Genomic DNA, 14929 nt, shown 5'->3' with positions numbered 1-14929 from the left:
CGGCAACGATTTCGTCCGGGAGGCGGCTCAAATCGATCCTCGGACGGGAAACGGGGGAAAGCGCGAGGTTTCGAGAGGGAGGCCACGCGCTTTTTCCTTTGATATCAACCAGTTTCAATTCATCCCAGTCGGATGAGGCGGCGCTCGAGCGGCCGCACCGCGAGAAGCCTCGTATCGATCGCCTGCGAGAGCTCGCCCGCCTCACGGGCGAGCCCGGCGCGGAGCGCCTCCGACCCGCGCGCGAGTTTACGGAGAGTCGCGCGGATTTCATCGTCCGCCTCGCCCTCGGTCTCAGGCACCGACTCGGGCTGCGGGAGGCTCGAGGGAAGCGCGAGGATCGCGCTCGCCGCGTGGGCTCCCTCGCGGAAGTCGCCCGAGGCGATGACGCCGGAGAGCGCGGCGATGCGCTCGATTCTCACCGCGGCCTCGATCTCCACGAGTTTCCTGAGCGCATGCTCGGCGGTCGCGAGGTCGGGCGAGGTCCGAAGCGCCTCAAGCAGTCCCGTGAACTCGCCTGTCACCGTGACGCGCCTCGCGGCGGCCTCGGCGGCCATCGGATTCGCGGCAAGTCCCCGCCAGATGTCGACACGCTGCGCGGGCATCCGCGCGATCGCGGCCTCGAGCCCCGCGCGCTCAAGCGACAGAAGGTCCGTGAGCCCCGCGACGCCGGGCTCGGTGCGGGCGAGCATGAGGCCCGCCTCGGCGAGCACTGACTCGGCCGTCTCCTCAAGCGGTTCGGGCTCGCCCATCGGCAGACCCTTCCCGTTGAGCCACAGCGCCTGAAGAGCACCCTCGAGCTTCTCCGCGCCCGGGGGAACGGTCACGGCGAAGAGGCTCCCGGCGAAACCGTCCTCGGGTTCGCGGGCGAGAGCGCGCGAGCGCTCGAGCACGCGGCCGAAGCTTCCGGAAGCCGTCTCGGCAGGCTCAAGCACCGGAATGTCCGATGCGCCCTCGAGTTCGGCCTCCTCGCGGTCCGAGGCGCGCTGCAGCACCAGCACGGTCTCGCCCGCGGCGGCGGTCCTCAGGACGAGCGCCGCGGGACGGCCGGGCCCCTCGATCACGGGGCGCACGGGCTTCTCGGGCTCGGGCGGCCGCGGGATCTCCGGACGGACGGGACGCGAGGCGACCCGGTCCCGGCGGGGACGGGCCGGCGGCTCGGCATCACGCTTCGAGCCTGCGGGCGCGGCGCCGCGGCGCAGACGTCCGATGAGGAAGATGCCGGCGAGCGCGGCGACGGCGAGCGCGATGAAAACCCAGGTGAGAAGTTCTTGGTCGGAGGCGGTCATTGAGTTCAGGGATTTCCGAGGAGAAAACTCAGGTGATTGTACCTGCGGCCCGGGAGCCCCCCGAACCGCGCCCGGGAAATGCCCGGCGGAGACACTCCGGAACACAGAATACAGACTCATCCTTTATTTTTATCAATATGCAGTCTTTCCTACTCATGTAGGATTATTCGTTGACGCTTATTTCAATGACGCCCCGGAACCCGGACCAGACTTACCCCCGAGCGAAGAACAATGCCCCATAAAAAAGAAGTACAGGTTCACCCCCTCTCGGAAACCACCGAGCTTGCCAACGGCGTGCAGATGCCCACGATCGGCTTCGGCACCTGGCAGATCCCGATCAACGAGCATTTCCAGAGCACCATCCAGACGGCGATCCAGCTCGGCTACCGTCACTTCGACACCGCGCAGATCTACAACAACGCGGCGCTCGTGGGCGATGTGATCCGCGAGTCCGGCATTCCGCGCTCGGAGTTTTTCCTCACTAGCAAGATCTGGGCGTCGCACCGCTCCTTTGAGAGCGCCGAGGACGCGTACTCGATCATCCGCGAGCAGATGCAGGTGGACTATCTCGACCTGCTGCTCATCCACTGGCCGGCCGCCCAGGGCGAGCCGATGGTCTGGCAGGCGCAGAACGCCGGCACCTGGCGCGCCTTCGAGAAGATCTACAAGGCCGGCGCCGTCCGTGCGATCGGCGTCTCGAACTTCCTGCCGCACCACCTCGTGCCGCTTCTCGCGCGCGCGAAGGTGATCCCGATGGTGAACCAGCTCGAGATCCACCCGGGCTACGCGCAGCGCGCGGCCGTGCGCTTCTGCATGGAGCGCGGCATCCGCGTGCAGGCCTGGAGCCCGCTCGGCCGCGGCACGCTTTTGAAGCACCCGACGCTTGAGCGCATCGCCCAAGCCCACGGCGTCACGCCCGCGCAGATTGCGCTCCGCTGGTGCCTCGAGCTCGGCATCGCGCCGATTCCGAAGGCCACTGACTTCCACCATCAGCGCGAGAACCTCGAGGTCTTCGGCTTCGAGCTCACGCCCGACGAGATCAGCGAGCTCTCGCTCATGCCGCAGACGGCCTTCTCGGGGCTCCACCCCGACACCGTGACCTTCTGATCGCGACGAATCAGGGCCCGTATCCCGGAGCCCCGGGCAAAACAAAGCCGACGGACTGGATATCAGCACGTCGGCTTTGTCGTTCCGGAGGGCGGCGCCCCGTCAGCAGCTATTCAAGGGGCACCTCCCGGAACGGAGACCTCAAAGAAACTTGGATCAGAGGATCAGAAGGACGGCACCACGGCGCCCTGGAACTTGTCCTCGAGGAACTTCTTCACCTCGGGCGTGGTGAGGGCGGCCTTCAGCTTCTGCAGATCGGCGTTGGTGTCACCCGTGCGGATGGCGACGACGTTGGCGTAGGGCGAGTCCTTGGCCTCGATCGCGATGGCGTCCCTCGTCGGGTTGAGCTTGGCGGCGAGCGCGAAGTTCGAGTTGATCACGGCGAGCGCGACGTCATCAAGGGCGCGCGGCAGCTGGGCGGCCTCAACCTCGACGAAGCGGAGCTTCTTCGGGTTGTCGATCACGTCGAGCGGCGTGGCGAGGATGCCGGCCTCGGGACGGACCTTGATGAGACCGGCGGACTCAAGCACCTTGAGGGCGCGGCCGCCGTTCGTCGGGTCGTTCGGGATGCCGATCTTGGCGCCGGCGGGCGTGTCGGCGACGTTCTTCAGGCTCTTCGAGTAGATGCCCATCGGCTCAAGGTGCACCGCGACGAGGACGTCGAGCTTGAGCTTGTGGTCGGAGGAGAACGTGTCGAGGTAGGGCTTGTGCTGGAAGAAGTTCGCATCGAGCTCCTTCTCGGCGAGGGCGAGGTTCGGCTGGACGTAGTCGTTGAACTCGATCACCTTGAGCGTGACGCCCTGCTTCTCAAGCGCGGGCTTGATGAAGTTGACGATGTCGCCGTGCGGAACCGGCGTGACGCCGATCTTGAGCTCGCCGGCGGAGGCCGAGCCGATGGAGAGGGCGACGGCGGCCGAGAGAGCGAGCGTCGTGAAAATGTTCTTGAGCTGCATGGGAGAAATCCTTCAAAAAAACGTCTGAAATCTGTTCAGGAAGGTCTTCCCCGGAAAGGGAGCGCCGGCGCGGGTCTGGTCAGTGCGGGGGCTCGACGGTTCCTTGGAGGGGAGACGCTTCCCGTTGCGTCCGGGCCCTGAGGCCGTGCGGACGGGGAAACTGGGGTGGTGGAATCCTGTGGGCAGGGCGGGTGCGCAGCGGCTTCCGACGGAGCGAGGATTTCCTCGGAAGTCCCCCGGCGGAGCTGGGCCTTCCTCGAAGGCGTCCGGGAGGATCGTGTATGGGGCTGCGCACCCCGGAAAAGCGCCCCCGCGGGGCGTCTGTGAGGATGTAGTTTACCCCCGCCCCGCGGAATTCCGCTCGGTAATACCTCAACCGATCAGCTGCCGGAACCGGATTCCGGGAAGAGATCGCGCGCGAGCTTCATCGGGCAGAAGGCCGGGCCGCACATGCTGCAGAAGTGCGCGTCGCGCGACCCTGCGCCCGAGAGCGTCTCGTCGTGGAGCGCCGCGGCGTGCGCGGGATCGACGGCAAGCCGGAACTGATCGGCCCAGCGGAACTCGAAGCGCGCGGAGCTCATCGCGAGGTCGCGGAGTTCCGCGCCGGGCACGCCGCGGGCGAGGTCCGCCGCGTGCGCGGCGATCCTGAAGGCCGCCATGCCGACGCGCACGTCGTCGGCGTCGGGGAGTCCGAGATGTTCCTTCGGCGTCACGTAGCAGAGCATCGCCGTGCCGCTCGCGCCGATGACGGCGCCGCCGATCGCCGCGGTGATGTGGTCGTAGCCCGCGCCCATGTCGGTGACAAGCGGCCCCAGGGTGTAGAAGGGCGCCGCGTCGCAGAGCTCCTCCTCAAGGCGCTGGTTCCTGACGACGTCGGGGAGCCGGATGTGGCCCGGACCCTCGATCATCACCTGCACGCCCGCGGCGGCCGACCGCCGGTTGAGTTCGCCGAGGGTCCTCAGTTCCGCGAGCTGCGCCTTGTCCGTGCCGTCCCGCACGGAGCCCGAGCGCAGGCCGTCGCCGAGCGAGAGCGTGACGTCGTGCCTGCGGGCGATCTCAAGAATCTCGTCGAAGTGCTCGTAAAGGAAGTTCTCCTTCCCCGTCACGTGCATCCAGAGGGCAAGGAGGCCGCCGCCGCGCGAGACGATGCCGGTGAGGCGCTCGCGGGTGAGCGCCGCGTGCGCGCGCAGCACGCCCGCGTGGATCGTCATGTAGTCGACGCCCTGCTCGGCCTGCTCGACCATCACGTCGCGGAACCCTTCCCAGGAGAGTTTCTCAGGGCGACCTGCGCGCTCGAGCGCCTCGTAGATCGGCACGGTGCCGAGCGTCACGGGCGAGCGGCGCAGCAGCGCCTCGCGGGTCGCGCGGATGTCGCGGCCCGTGGAGAGATCCATCACCGTGTCGGCGCCGCAGAAAAGCGCCTCGCGGAGCTTGCCGATCTCCTCGTGCCAGTCCTTCGAGGCGACCGAGGTGCCGATGTTGGCATTGACCTTCGTCGAGAAGGCGCGGCCGATCGCCATCGGCTCGGCCTCGGGGTGCGAGAAGTTGAGCGGAATCACCGCCTCGCGGCGGGCGACGAGCTGACGGACGGACTCGCCCGTGAGAAGCGGCGCCGAGGCCGCGGCCTCGAAGAGCTTCTTCGCGCGCGGGTTGCCGAGGGTCTCGAGCGACGTGAGGAGGTCGGCGCGCCTCAGGTTCTCGCGCTCGGCGACGAAGCTCATCTCCGGGGTGACGACACCCGCTTTCGCCGACTCGTACTGCGTGGGCGAGCCGGGCGCGGGGCGGGTGCGGCGGCGCGGGAGCCCCTCGCCCGTCCCCTCGCCGAAGGGGCCGGTCACGTCGGTGAAGTGCAGCACGGGCTGGCGGCCGCCGCCGAAGGCGTCCGGGGTGTCGGAGAGCTGCACGGCGCGGAAGGGCACGGGCTCGCCGGCGTCCGAGAGGCCGTAGGCGCGCACGCCGGGGAGCCTCCCGGCGAAGAGGCCGAGCCCCGAGGGATCGGAGGAATCAGCCGCAGGAGCGGCGGAGGCACGACGGTCGTGCAGAGGGGAGGGATGGCTGGTCACAGTCGGGCTCCTTCAAGGGGGAAATGTTGAAGTTGACTGTGCGCTTCGGGTGGGGAACCTGCATCACTCATCAAAAAACTCAAACGCCTCCGGCAGGACCCGTGACGGATCCCGGCGAAGGCGTTGGAGCTGATGCATGTTGAAAGCGCTTCCCGCCGCAGGTGTGAACCTGATCCGGTTGTGGGAGTGTTTCTCAACCGACGCGGCGGTTACCCGGAAAGGGGAGCCGCGCGCCGATACCTCCAGCGCACTTATGGATTGCCCCTTCATTCTAGCCGCGGGAAGCGCTCCCGCGGACTACTCCTTAAAGCGGAGCCGCAGGTGCTTACTCAGTCGATTTCTGCCCGGCCTGCCAGTTCGGCACGCTGCGGAAGGTGCTCGCCGTGACGGGCTTCTCCGCCTCCGGCGCCTTTTCGGCCTCCGCGGGCTTGCCGCGTCGGCTCGCCCGGTTGAGGAACTCCGCCGCATAGGCCTCGACCGCGGCGATCGTGAGGGCCTTGCCCTTCGGCGCGCGGCCGGCGGCGTCAAGACGAGGGATGCCGTGCTCGAAGCTCTGGAAGCGGATCGAGCTCACGATCCCGTCATCGCTCGGCAGGTCGTAGGTGATGACGAAGGGGCAGACGAGCGTGCCCGAGCCCGCGGCGATGCGCTTCACCTCAGCGCCGCCCCTCTTCAGGCCCGCCTCGACGGCCTCCATCACGCGCGGAATCTTCACGTCGGGGTTGGCGAGCAGGCACACCGATTTGTAGGAGACGGGGGCGAAGTCCGGCGTCTCGTCATAGGGCCCGGAGGAACCGACGGCGCAGCCCGCCACGAGCGCGGCGGGAAGCAGAGTGCAGATGAGCTTGTTCATTTGAAGTCTTTTGGTATTCAGTGCCTCAGAAGCCGCGGGCGGCGATCTCCGCCTGGATCTTCTCCCAGCCGCGGGACTTGCCGGTCACGTTCGAGATGTCGATGCGCCAGACCGAGACGGCGCGGCCCGAGGCCTCCCAGTAGGCGGCCGTGTCGGCGGCGCGCTTCTCCGAGGCGTCGCCGTCCGAGTAGCGGCCGGCGATCAGCATCATGGCATGGTGCCGCTCGGGCTCGTCGATCACGAGCGCGGCGCGCCCCTGCACGATCGCGCTCGCATAGTCGACCGAGAACGCGGGGACGTCGGTTTTCGCATAGGCGATGAAGCAGAGCGAGACCTCGGGCGAGTCAAGCATGTTGTCGGCCTTCCTGCTCTTCTCGCGGGTCGTGTGGAAGTAGAGCTTCGTCTCGCCGTCGAGCGCCGGGCTCACCGGGGCGCCGTACGGGATGCCGGCCGAGTCGGCCGTCGAGAGCACGGCGTGGCCGGCGGCCCTCACCACGCGCAGGGCGTCGGTGAGCGAGAGCTCGCGGTCGCGGCGGCGCATCGGCCGGCCGCGGGTGCCCGCCTCCTCAAGGAAATCCTCGTTCTCATTCATCATTCCGTGCGTCTCCGAAGTGAATTATTTTTCGAGGCCGCTCTGAAGGCTGGCGGCCCGTCAGGTGTTTTAGTTATCCATTTTGCGCCACGTTGGGCCCGCTTGGGGGAAATCACCGTTAAAATAGCGTGATGCACCCGGGGTGAAGCGTAACAGACGCTGTCTCCGCGCTGCTGAAGTCCCCCGGAAAGCCCGGTTCCCCGAGGCCGGACGCTTCCTTATCCAATGAAGACACAGATGGACAGCAAACTCAACAAGCCCCTGATTCGCATCATCGATGATGACAGCGCCGTCCGCTCCTCCTGGAGCTTCCTCCTCTCCGGAGAGAACTACGAGTGCGCCGAGTACAGCGACGCGGGCACCTTCCTCGCCTCCGCGGACTTCCGCCGCCCGGGCTGCATTCTGCTGGACGTCCGCATGCCGGCCATGTCCGGTCTTGAGCTGCAGAACAAGCTCAAGGACATCGGCTGCGACCTTCCGATCGTCTTCGTCTCCGGCCACGGCGACATCGACATGGCCGTGAACGCCGTCAAGAACGGCGCCTTCGACTTCATCGAGAAGCCGCCGAAGGAGAGCCGCCTCATCGACACGATCGAGGCCGCCGTCGCCCGCAACAAGGCGATGCGCCGCGACCAGGCCGAGGTCTCGGAGTTCAAGGCGCGCCTCGAGCAGCTCACGCAGCGCGAGCGCGAGGTGATCCGCATGGTCGCCCAGGGCTACTCGAACAAGGAGGTCGCCAACGAGTTCGGCATCTCCGAGAAGACCGTCCAGGTCCACCGCGGCAGCGCCTACCGCAAACTTGAACTGCACAACGCCGCCGAAATCGCGCGTCTGCTGCTCCTCTCGGGCGACCCGCTCTGATGACCGCGCAGCACTGAACGCACTGAAGCGCCGCTTCCGCAAGTCCCTCACCGGACCGCGAGCGGCGCTTTCTTTTACATAAGAGAAAACCCTTCCTGCGTACGACGTACCCCGGCACGGGTTTTGATGGCTTAACCTATCGCCCCGGAAGCTTCCCCCAGGCGCACGACCCCACATGAGCGCCCCCGCGACGTCGAGCCCCGCTCCGTCGCCTTCGGCTGAGGCAGCCCTTCCACCGAATTCCCTTTTTTCCTTTTTCACCTTTCAAACGGAGTTTCCCCTCTATGAAGACCGACATTGAAATCGCCCAGGAGCACAAGCTCATCCCGATCGATGAACTCGCGCACTCCGCCGGCCTCGCCGACAGCGAGTTCGAGCCCTACGGCCGCGACAAGGCCAAGGTCTCCCTCGACCCCGCCCGCAAGGAGAAGGGCCGCCTCATCCTCGTCACCGCCACCTCCGGCATGCCGGCGGGCTCCGGCAAGACGACCACCTCGATCGCCCTCGCCCAGGGTCTCAAGAAGATCGGCAAGAGCGCCGCGCTCGCGCTGCGCGAGCCCTCCCTCGGCCCGGTCTTCGGCATGAAGGGCGGCGCCGCCGGCGGCGGCTACAGCCAGGTGCTCCCGATGGAGGCGATCAACCTGCACTTCACGGGCGACATGCACGCCATCACGGCCGCGAACAACCTCCTCGCCGCGCTCCTCGACAACGCCCGTCACCAGGGGCAGGTCGTCCTCAAGGAGATCTACTGGCGCCGCGTCCTCGACGTGAACGACCGCATGCTGCGCAACATCGTCTCCGGTCTCGGCGGCTCCGCCAACGGCATCCCGACCGAGGCGGGCTTCGACATCACGGCCGCCTCGGAGCTCATGGCCGTGCTCTGCCTCGCCAACGACCTCGACGACCTGCGCGCCCGCATCGACCGCATCGTCCTCGGCCTCAGGCCCGACGGCACGCCCTTCACCTGCAAGGAGCTCGGCGCCACGGGCTCGCTCGTCGCGCTCCTCCTTGAGGCGAGCCGCCCGAATCTCGTGCAGTCGATCGAGGGCAACATCGCCTTCGTGCACGGCGGCCCGTTCGCCAACATCGCCCACGGCTGCAACTCGGTCGCCGCCACCCGCGCCGCACTCAAGCTCGCCGACTACGCGATCACGGAGGCCGGCTTCGGCTCCGATCTCGGCGCCGAGAAGTTCTTCAACATCAAGTGCCGCGCGGCCGGCTTCAAGCCCGCCGCGGTCGTGATCGTCACGTCGACCAAGGCCCTCAAGTGGCACGGCGGCGTCCCGCTCCCCGAGATCGGCCAGCCGAATCTCGAGGCCGTGAAGAAGGGCATGGTGAACCTTGACGCCCACATCGCGAACCTGAAGAACTTCGGGCCGAACATCGTCGTCTCGCTCAACCACTTCCACACGGACACCGAGGAGGAGATCGAGGCGATCCGCGCCCGCTGCGCCGAGCTCGGCGTGCGCTTCGCGGTCTCGGACGGCTTCGCCAGGGGCGGCGAAGGCGCCACGGAGCTCGCCGAGCAGGTGGTCGCCGCCGCGGCCGAGCCCCATGAGCTCGTCAACACCTACGCCGAGGACGCCCCGATCCTCGAGAAGCTCGACGCGATCGTCACCAAGGTCTACGGCGGCGCCGGCGCGAAGCTCGCCCCCGCGGCCCTGAAGGACTTGAAGCGCCTCGAGGATCTCGGCTTCGGCAACCTCCCGGTCTGCGTCGCGAAGACCCCCTTCTCGCTCACGGCCGACCCGAAGGCCCTCGGCGCCCCGAAGGGCTTCACGCTTCCGGTCGAGCGCCTCATCCTCAACGCGGGCTCCGGCTTCGTCGTTGCGATGGCCGGCTCGATCATGCGCATGCCGGGCCTGCCCAAGAAGCCCGCCGCCATGTCGATCGACGTGGTCGACGGCCGCATCACCGGCCTCGCCTGATCTTCCTACCAAAGGAAACGGCCGGCTTCACGCCTGTGTGAGTCCGGCCGGCCAGGAACCCGCCGCAGGGAATCTCTCCCCGGCGGGTTTTCATTTTGTCTTCGGGAATCAGTCGGCCGCCTCGGGCCTGCCGGGGAAGAGCCGGTCGAGCGCCCTCGCCCAGTAGCCCGCGCTCGGCACGAACTTCACGTGGGGCGAGATCAGGTTCCGCGTCGGGTCGTACGAGGCATTCGCGTACTTGTCGCCCCCGAGATAGAAGTCGAAGCTCACCGGATACTGCTTCACGAGCGCCGGGAGGTAGTACTGCTCAAGGCCCCAGCGGTAGACGAGCGTCTGCCGGCAGACGCCGGGGGGCGTGCCCGCGGGGAGCTCGGTCACGTCGAAGTTCTTGCGCTTCAAGAACCGCAGGAGGGCCGCGTGCATCGCGGAGTCCTTGCGCTCCGGGCCGATGAGGCAGAGCGCATTGTCATCTGTGCGCCAGGAGCCGTTGATGTTCACGACGGAGCAGCCTGCGACAAGGCCGAGGACTGCCGCGAGCGGGAGGAGACGGATGGGACGGCGCATCGGGGATCCTTCTGTTCTGGGAGACATCTGAAGGATACCGCCCGACGCCGGAGCGGAAAACGCGGAGCTGTAAAAAGAAATTGGCGGCGATTCGGAAAAGGAGAAAAACCGAATCGCCGCCCCAGGGGATTGCGCGGCCAGGAGATGAACGGAGAAATTCACCTCCCTTTCTAGCGGCCGCGCAGCGGACGGAGCCTTGAGGGAACGCACCACCGGGCGTTCCGGGCTTCCGCCCAGAGGAAACAACGATGTCGCCGGATTTACCGGAAGCGGAGACCGGGGACCAGCCGATAACCGCACGTTGCTCCTGTCAACCACAAAAAAGGAGAAAAAACACACTTACAGGAAGTGCGGCCGTGAATGAGGAGCACCTCGACGTCATGGCGCGTCTTTGTTAAGCACATTCGAACGATCAATTTTTCTTCGATCGAATCTGCTGAACACGGAAGAAAGTATATCCAAGGTTTCGTGTTGTAAAACTATCCTCAGGATAGGTTTGCCCGTGTTAGTTGTATCAATTTGTAAACTACTGCCTTTTCCCGATATATCCACTAGTTAGAAGGACTAACCCCTAGGTTTTACGCCTTCCGAAATACCTCCGCCGATGGTATTAGGGGGAAACACTCATAGCCAAACCGATTTTAGAAGGGACCGCTTTCCCGTTACGGTCTGAGCACGTCAGAAGACCGGAAAAAGACGTCTCGATACCTCCCGCGGGAGGTGAATTCCAACGGGCAGGGAAACCAAAAAGCTGCACCAAAAATGCAACTTTAAGCTATACTGTCATCAAGAGGCCGGAGGAGCCGCAGGACCATAAATTGCGGTGCTCCGGCGCAACAACCAGGAGAGAAGGAGTTCCCCTACATGCTTACCCCGTCCCAGATTGAACTCATCAAGGCGACCGTTCCCGTTCTTCAGGCCCATGGCGTTGATCTGACGAAGCACTTCTACAGCCGCATGCTCAAGCACAACCCCGAGTTGCGCAACGTCTTCAACCACGCCCACCAGGCCCACGGCGCCCAGCAGCAGGCCCTCGCCGCCGCCGTTCTCGCCTATGCCCAGAACATCGAGAACCTTGGCGTGCTCGCGCCGGCCGTCGAGCAGATCGCCCAGCGCCACTGCTCGCTCGGCATCCGCGCCGAGCAGTACGCCATCGTCGGCAAGCACCTCCTCGCCTCGATCCAGGAGGTCCTCGGCGAGGCCGCCACGCCCGAGCTCGTCGACGCCTGGGCCGCCGCCTACGGCCAGCTCGCCGACATCCTGATCAAGGCCGAGCAGGACATCTACAACAAGCAGACCACCGCCGAGGGCGGCTGGTCCGGCTGGCGCCCCTTCGAGTGCGTCAACCGCGTCCAGGAAAGCGCCGACGCGGTCTCGCTCTACTTCCGTCCGACCGACGGCGGCGCCGTTCCGGCCTGGCAGCCCGGCCAGTACGCCACGCTGCGCGTCTACTCGCAGAGCCTGCAGCTCACGCAGCCGCGTCAGTACACCCTTTCGCACGCCTCCGGCACGGGCTTCTTCCGCATCACGGTGAAGGCCATCCCGAGCGCCGAGGGCGACCCCGAGGGCGTCGTCTCCAACCAGCTCCACCGCACGATCAACATCGGCGACACGGTCGAGTTCTCCGCCCCCACGGGCCGCTTCTGCCTTGACGCCGACGACGTGAAGAGCGAGCACCCGCTCGTGCTCATTGCGGCCGGCATCGGCATCACCCCGATCTTCGCGATGCTCGACGCGCTCGCCACCGAGAACCCGATGCGCAAGGTCCACGTGCTCTACTCGGCCCGCGACGGCAAGCACTTCCCGCTGAGGAACGATCTCGAGAACGTGGTGAAGGCCATGCCGAACGCCGCGCTCGCGGTCTTCTTCACGCGCCCGACCGCCGAGGACCACCTCGGCAAGGACTACCAGTCCGCCGGCCGCATCACCCCCGAGCGCATCCGCAGCTTCTGCCAGGATCCGGACGCCGACTTCTACGTCTGCGGCCCGATGTCCTTCATGCGTGACATCTCGAACGGCCTGCGCTTGGTCGGCGTGATCGCCCCGCGCATCCACACGGAGGCCTTCGGCACCGGCTCGGTCTGATCCGTTCCATCCCCTCCGCGCGTGCGCTCCCCTCTCCGGACGGAGCGCACGGCCGGAGGATCATGAATTCCTCCCCGGGGGCGGCACAGACGAAAACCGCACCCCGGCGCATTTTTCCGCCCCATGCGTTTCACCCGCTTCACAGATCTTTCCCTGCGCGTGCTGATGTACGTGAGCGCCCGTCCGGCCGGGGAACTCGCGACCGTGACGGAAATCGCCGAACGCATCGGCTGGTCGCGCAACCACATCGTCAAGGTCGTCCACCGCATGAGCTGCGAGGGATGGCTGCGCACGCAGCGCGGCCGCTCGGGCGGACTCGAGCTCGCCCTTCCGGCGACGGAACTCCGCCTCGGGGACATCGTGCGCACGCTCGAGGGCGCGGAGCCGCTCGTCGACTGCGCCGAACCCCTCTGCCCCATGGCCAGGGGCTGCCGGCTGCCGCGCGCGCTCGACCGGGCGCTCGAGGCCTTCTACGCCGAGCTCAACACAATCACGCTCGCCGACCTCGCGAGCACGGGCGACTTCCTGCCGCTCTTCTCGATGGAGAACGTCATTCCGATCGCCGCCGAGCGCTCGGAGAAGGCACGGGCCGAAGTCTGATTTCAGGCCGGATCGAACACCGCCGGGTCCACCTCGAAGACCGCGGCGAAGACCTCAGCGGTCTCGCGGGGAATCCTGCGCACGCCGCTCTCGAAGCCCGACACGCGGATCTGCGTTGTGCCCGCCACCTGCGCGAGCTCGCCCTGCGTCATGCCGGCCTCGGTCCGCAGGCGCTTCAGAAGAACACCCGGGAGCTCCCGCACCTCTTCCTCCCCGGAGGGCTGCGCGGCGGGCGCGTGCGACGCGCCGCAGAGGCCCGCGACGCCCGAGAGAATCGTCTCCACCGCCTGCGCGGACGCCGCGGGAACGGTGATCGTGAAGGTCACTGTGCCGGCCGGGCCGGCGGTTTTCCTCAACTCCATGACGATGCTCCTTCTGCTCAGGGGGCCTTCCTCTGCCTGATTCCGGCGTTAACTTTAGCGAATGTTGCCGTCCGTGCGGGCCGGGGCGAGCTTCGGGCCTCAGGCGATAGAATCGCCGAAGTTTCCAAAGTTTCTGAGGACGCGCGTCTTCTCCGCGCGCCCAAGGTGAACCGTCTCCATGTCGATCAAGAAAGCTGTCGAGAAAATCAAGGAATTCCGCACCGAGCTCGAGGACCAGTACGAGGAGCTCAGAGCCGAGATCGAGGCGCGCTTCGGCAAGCGCCGCGATGACGACGAGGTCTTCCGCCCGCTCCCCGAGCCCAGGGGCATGCAGATGACGCTCATGCGGGCGCTGCAGACCCGCAGGAGCGAGCGCAACTTCAGCAACGAGCCGCTCACCGACCAGATGGTCTCGAACCTTCTCTTCGCCGCGGACGGCATCAACCGCAAGAACGGCCGCCGGACGACGCCCTCCGCGCTCGACTGGCGCGAGACGGACATCTATCTTCTCAAGTCGAACGGCATCTGGCGCTGGGTTCCCGAGCGCCGGGGACTCCTCTTCTGCGCCAAGCACGACGTGCGCGAGGCGAGCTACGTGATCTCGACGCAGCTCACGCTCCCGCCGCTCGAGATCGTCTACGTCACGAACAAGGAGCGCACGCGGAACCTCCTCACCGAGGCGGTCGAGACGCTCGCGCCGAAGATCGCGCGCACGGGCGTCAAGGAGGACGACCTCGAGGAGATGAGACTGCGCGCCTATCACCTCGACGTCGGCGTGAAGGTCCAGTCGGTCTACCTCGCCGCCGCCGCGATGCGCCTCGCCTGCGTCGCCCGCACGGGCTTCCCCGCCGCGCGGCTCGCCGAGGCGCTGCACCTCAAGGACGATGAGATGGTCGTGGCCGCGCAGTCCGTGGGCTACCCCGCGCGCTCGATCCTCGACCACATCAAGTAACCGCGCTCCTATTCGCCGACGCGGCCGACGTAGCGCCCCGAGGCGTCATAGCGCCGGCCGTTCGAGTCCGTGCGGCCGATGTAGCGCCCGGAGGCGTCGTACTCGCGGCCGTTCGAGTCGACGCGGCCCTGGTACCGCCCCGACGAGTCGTAAGCGCGGCCGTTCGAGTCAATGCGCCCCTGATAGCGGCCGCTCGAGTCATACGAGCGGCCGTTCTCGTCGACGCGCCCCTGGTAGCGCCCCGACGAGTCATACCGGCGGCCGCGGTCGTCGACGCGGCCCTGGTAGCGCCCGGAGCTGTCATAGACGCGCCCCGGGGGCGTCATCGCGTCCTCGGCGGGTCCGGCCACGGCCGGGGCGGTCGAGAACGGCGCCGTGAGCGCGATGAGCGCGCCGGCGATCAGGGCAAGGAGAAAGCGTTTCATGTCTGAACCTCCCTTCTTTGAGTGTTGCTGCAGGCCCGCGGATCTGAACTTCCCCGGGTCTCAAGACATATTTTCACCCCGCATGGTCGAAAAAGTGTCGCAGCCGGTGACCCGGGGGGAATTTAGTTTCAGTATTCGGGTTAACCCCCATGTCTCGGTGGTAGCATTCGCCTGAAAAACTTGGTTCCCCGGAGCTTTCCCCCGGCCCGCCGCGGAACCTTTTCTTCGCTGACTCCGAACCTATTTCGGCCTTTCGCTGTTTCGAGTGGGTAGGTTGGAAAGGCGGTAGCTACTTCGG

Annotated in this window: 14 protein-coding genes and 1 riboswitch; of the genes, 6 read left to right on the top strand and 8 right to left on the bottom strand. The window is 66.6% G+C overall.

Features of this window, described 5'->3' with window-relative positions; all coding sequences use genetic code 11:
* Positions 1-119: 119 nt before the first annotated feature.
* The gene (locus Q4F91_RS03060; protein ID WP_303334435.1) at positions 120-1286 is read right to left on the bottom strand and encodes a hypothetical protein; all 1167 of its coding nucleotides are present in this window, start codon (positions 1284-1286) and stop codon (positions 120-122) included.
* Positions 1287-1517: 231 nt separating this feature from the next.
* Between Q4F91_RS03060 and Q4F91_RS03055 the strand changes: the two genes are divergently transcribed.
* Positions 1518-2393, top strand: coding sequence for an aldo/keto reductase (locus Q4F91_RS03055; protein WP_303334433.1), 876 nt, complete (start codon positions 1518-1520; stop codon positions 2391-2393).
* Between the two features lie 164 nt (positions 2394-2557).
* On the opposite strand, the gene Q4F91_RS03050 is transcribed toward Q4F91_RS03055, so the two are convergent.
* The 4 genes from Q4F91_RS03050 to Q4F91_RS03035 all read right to left on the bottom strand — a co-directional run bounded on the left by Q4F91_RS03050 (position 2558) and on the right by Q4F91_RS03035 (position 6857).
* The gene (locus Q4F91_RS03050; RefSeq protein WP_303334431.1) at positions 2558-3346 is read right to left on the bottom strand and encodes a MetQ/NlpA family ABC transporter substrate-binding protein; all 789 of its coding nucleotides are present in this window, start codon (positions 3344-3346) and stop codon (positions 2558-2560) included.
* A 380-nt stretch (positions 3347-3726) separates the two neighbouring features.
* Positions 3727-5409 (bottom strand): phosphomethylpyrimidine synthase ThiC, encoded by a 1683-nt coding sequence (thiC, locus tag Q4F91_RS03045; protein ID WP_303334429.1) that lies wholly within the window; start codon positions 5407-5409, stop codon positions 3727-3729.
* 133 nt (positions 5410-5542) lie between these two features.
* Positions 5543-5663, bottom strand: a riboswitch (TPP riboswitch).
* Positions 5664-5734: 71 nt separating this feature from the next.
* Positions 5735-6262: a hypothetical protein gene (locus Q4F91_RS03040; RefSeq protein ID WP_303334427.1), complete on the bottom strand. Its 528-nt coding sequence runs from the start codon at positions 6260-6262 to the stop codon at positions 5735-5737.
* Between the two features lie 25 nt (positions 6263-6287).
* Positions 6288-6857 carry a pyridoxamine 5'-phosphate oxidase family protein gene (locus Q4F91_RS03035; protein WP_303334425.1) on the bottom strand — a complete coding sequence of 190 codons (570 nt, stop codon included), beginning with the start codon at positions 6855-6857 and terminating at the stop codon, positions 6288-6290.
* Between the two features lie 234 nt (positions 6858-7091).
* Between Q4F91_RS03035 and Q4F91_RS03030 the strand changes: the two genes are divergently transcribed.
* Together Q4F91_RS03030 and Q4F91_RS03025 are read left to right on the top strand one after the other, a co-directional pair.
* Positions 7092-7715, top strand: coding sequence for a response regulator transcription factor (locus tag Q4F91_RS03030; protein ID WP_303334423.1), 624 nt, complete (start codon positions 7092-7094; stop codon positions 7713-7715).
* Between the two features lie 284 nt (positions 7716-7999).
* On the top strand, positions 8000-9643 hold the full coding sequence (locus tag Q4F91_RS03025) for a formate--tetrahydrofolate ligase (RefSeq protein ID WP_303334421.1): 1644 nt from the start codon (positions 8000-8002) through the stop codon (positions 9641-9643).
* A 108-nt stretch (positions 9644-9751) separates the two neighbouring features.
* Here the strand turns inward: Q4F91_RS03025 and Q4F91_RS03020 are convergent, their stop codons facing one another.
* Entirely contained in the window at positions 9752-10207 is a 456-nt protein-coding gene (locus Q4F91_RS03020; RefSeq protein WP_303334420.1) for a hypothetical protein, read from the bottom strand.
* A gap of 864 nt (positions 10208-11071) precedes the next feature.
* Between Q4F91_RS03020 and hmpA the strand changes: the two genes are divergently transcribed.
* Positions 11072-12292, top strand: a complete 1221-nt coding sequence (hmpA, locus tag Q4F91_RS03015; RefSeq protein ID WP_303334418.1) for an NO-inducible flavohemoprotein — start codon at positions 11072-11074, stop codon at positions 12290-12292.
* Positions 12293-12415: 123 nt separating this feature from the next.
* Positions 12416-12892, top strand: a complete 477-nt coding sequence (locus tag Q4F91_RS03010; RefSeq protein WP_303334416.1) for an Rrf2 family transcriptional regulator — start codon at positions 12416-12418, stop codon at positions 12890-12892.
* A gap of 2 nt (positions 12893-12894) precedes the next feature.
* Here the strand turns inward: Q4F91_RS03010 and Q4F91_RS03005 are convergent, their stop codons facing one another.
* Positions 12895-13254 (bottom strand): helix-turn-helix transcriptional regulator, encoded by a 360-nt coding sequence (locus Q4F91_RS03005; RefSeq protein WP_303334414.1) that lies wholly within the window; start codon positions 13252-13254, stop codon positions 12895-12897.
* A gap of 178 nt (positions 13255-13432) precedes the next feature.
* Between Q4F91_RS03005 and Q4F91_RS03000 the strand changes: the two genes are divergently transcribed.
* Entirely contained in the window at positions 13433-14206 is a 774-nt protein-coding gene (locus Q4F91_RS03000; RefSeq protein ID WP_303334413.1) for a nitroreductase family protein, read from the top strand.
* 8 nt (positions 14207-14214) lie between these two features.
* On the opposite strand, the gene Q4F91_RS02995 is transcribed toward Q4F91_RS03000, so the two are convergent.
* Positions 14215-14631 (bottom strand): transcriptional initiation protein Tat, encoded by a 417-nt coding sequence (locus Q4F91_RS02995; protein WP_303334412.1) that lies wholly within the window; start codon positions 14629-14631, stop codon positions 14215-14217.
* Positions 14632-14929 lie beyond the last annotated feature (298 nt).

Source organism: Sutterella sp. (assembly GCF_030539355.1).
GTDB lineage: Bacteria > Pseudomonadota > Gammaproteobacteria > Burkholderiales > Burkholderiaceae_F > Sutterella.
The sequence above is the reverse complement of the archived record's forward strand: the minus strand, read 5'-3'. Positions and strand labels throughout refer to the sequence as shown.

What these genes read in the sequence shown, in the direction of transcription:
- hmpA (WP_303334418.1), top strand. Translation starts at nt 11,072, where the DNA reads ATGCTTACCCCGTCCCAGATTGAACTCATCAAGGCGACCGTTCCCGTT.
- Q4F91_RS03030 (WP_303334423.1), top strand. Translation starts at nt 7,092, where the DNA reads ATGGACAGCAAACTCAACAAGCCCCTGATTCGCATCATCGATGATGAC.
- Q4F91_RS03005 (WP_303334414.1), bottom strand. Translation starts at nt 13,254, where the DNA reads ATGGAGTTGAGGAAAACCGCCGGCCCGGCCGGCACAGTGACCTTCACG.
- Q4F91_RS03060 (WP_303334435.1), bottom strand. Translation starts at nt 1,286, where the DNA reads ATGACCGCCTCCGACCAAGAACTTCTCACCTGGGTTTTCATCGCGCTC.
- Q4F91_RS03000 (WP_303334413.1), top strand. Translation starts at nt 13,433, where the DNA reads ATGTCGATCAAGAAAGCTGTCGAGAAAATCAAGGAATTCCGCACCGAG.
- Q4F91_RS02995 (WP_303334412.1), bottom strand. Translation starts at nt 14,631, where the DNA reads ATGAAACGCTTTCTCCTTGCCCTGATCGCCGGCGCGCTCATCGCGCTC.
- Q4F91_RS03050 (WP_303334431.1), bottom strand. Translation starts at nt 3,346, where the DNA reads ATGCAGCTCAAGAACATTTTCACGACGCTCGCTCTCTCGGCCGCCGTC.
- Q4F91_RS03020 (WP_303334420.1), bottom strand. Translation starts at nt 10,207, where the DNA reads ATGCGCCGTCCCATCCGTCTCCTCCCGCTCGCGGCAGTCCTCGGCCTT.
- Q4F91_RS03040 (WP_303334427.1), bottom strand. Translation starts at nt 6,262, where the DNA reads ATGAACAAGCTCATCTGCACTCTGCTTCCCGCCGCGCTCGTGGCGGGC.
- Q4F91_RS03035 (WP_303334425.1), bottom strand. Translation starts at nt 6,857, where the DNA reads ATGATGAATGAGAACGAGGATTTCCTTGAGGAGGCGGGCACCCGCGGC.
- Q4F91_RS03025 (WP_303334421.1), top strand. Translation starts at nt 8,000, where the DNA reads ATGAAGACCGACATTGAAATCGCCCAGGAGCACAAGCTCATCCCGATC.
- Q4F91_RS03010 (WP_303334416.1), top strand. Translation starts at nt 12,416, where the DNA reads ATGCGTTTCACCCGCTTCACAGATCTTTCCCTGCGCGTGCTGATGTAC.
- Q4F91_RS03055 (WP_303334433.1), top strand. Translation starts at nt 1,518, where the DNA reads ATGCCCCATAAAAAAGAAGTACAGGTTCACCCCCTCTCGGAAACCACC.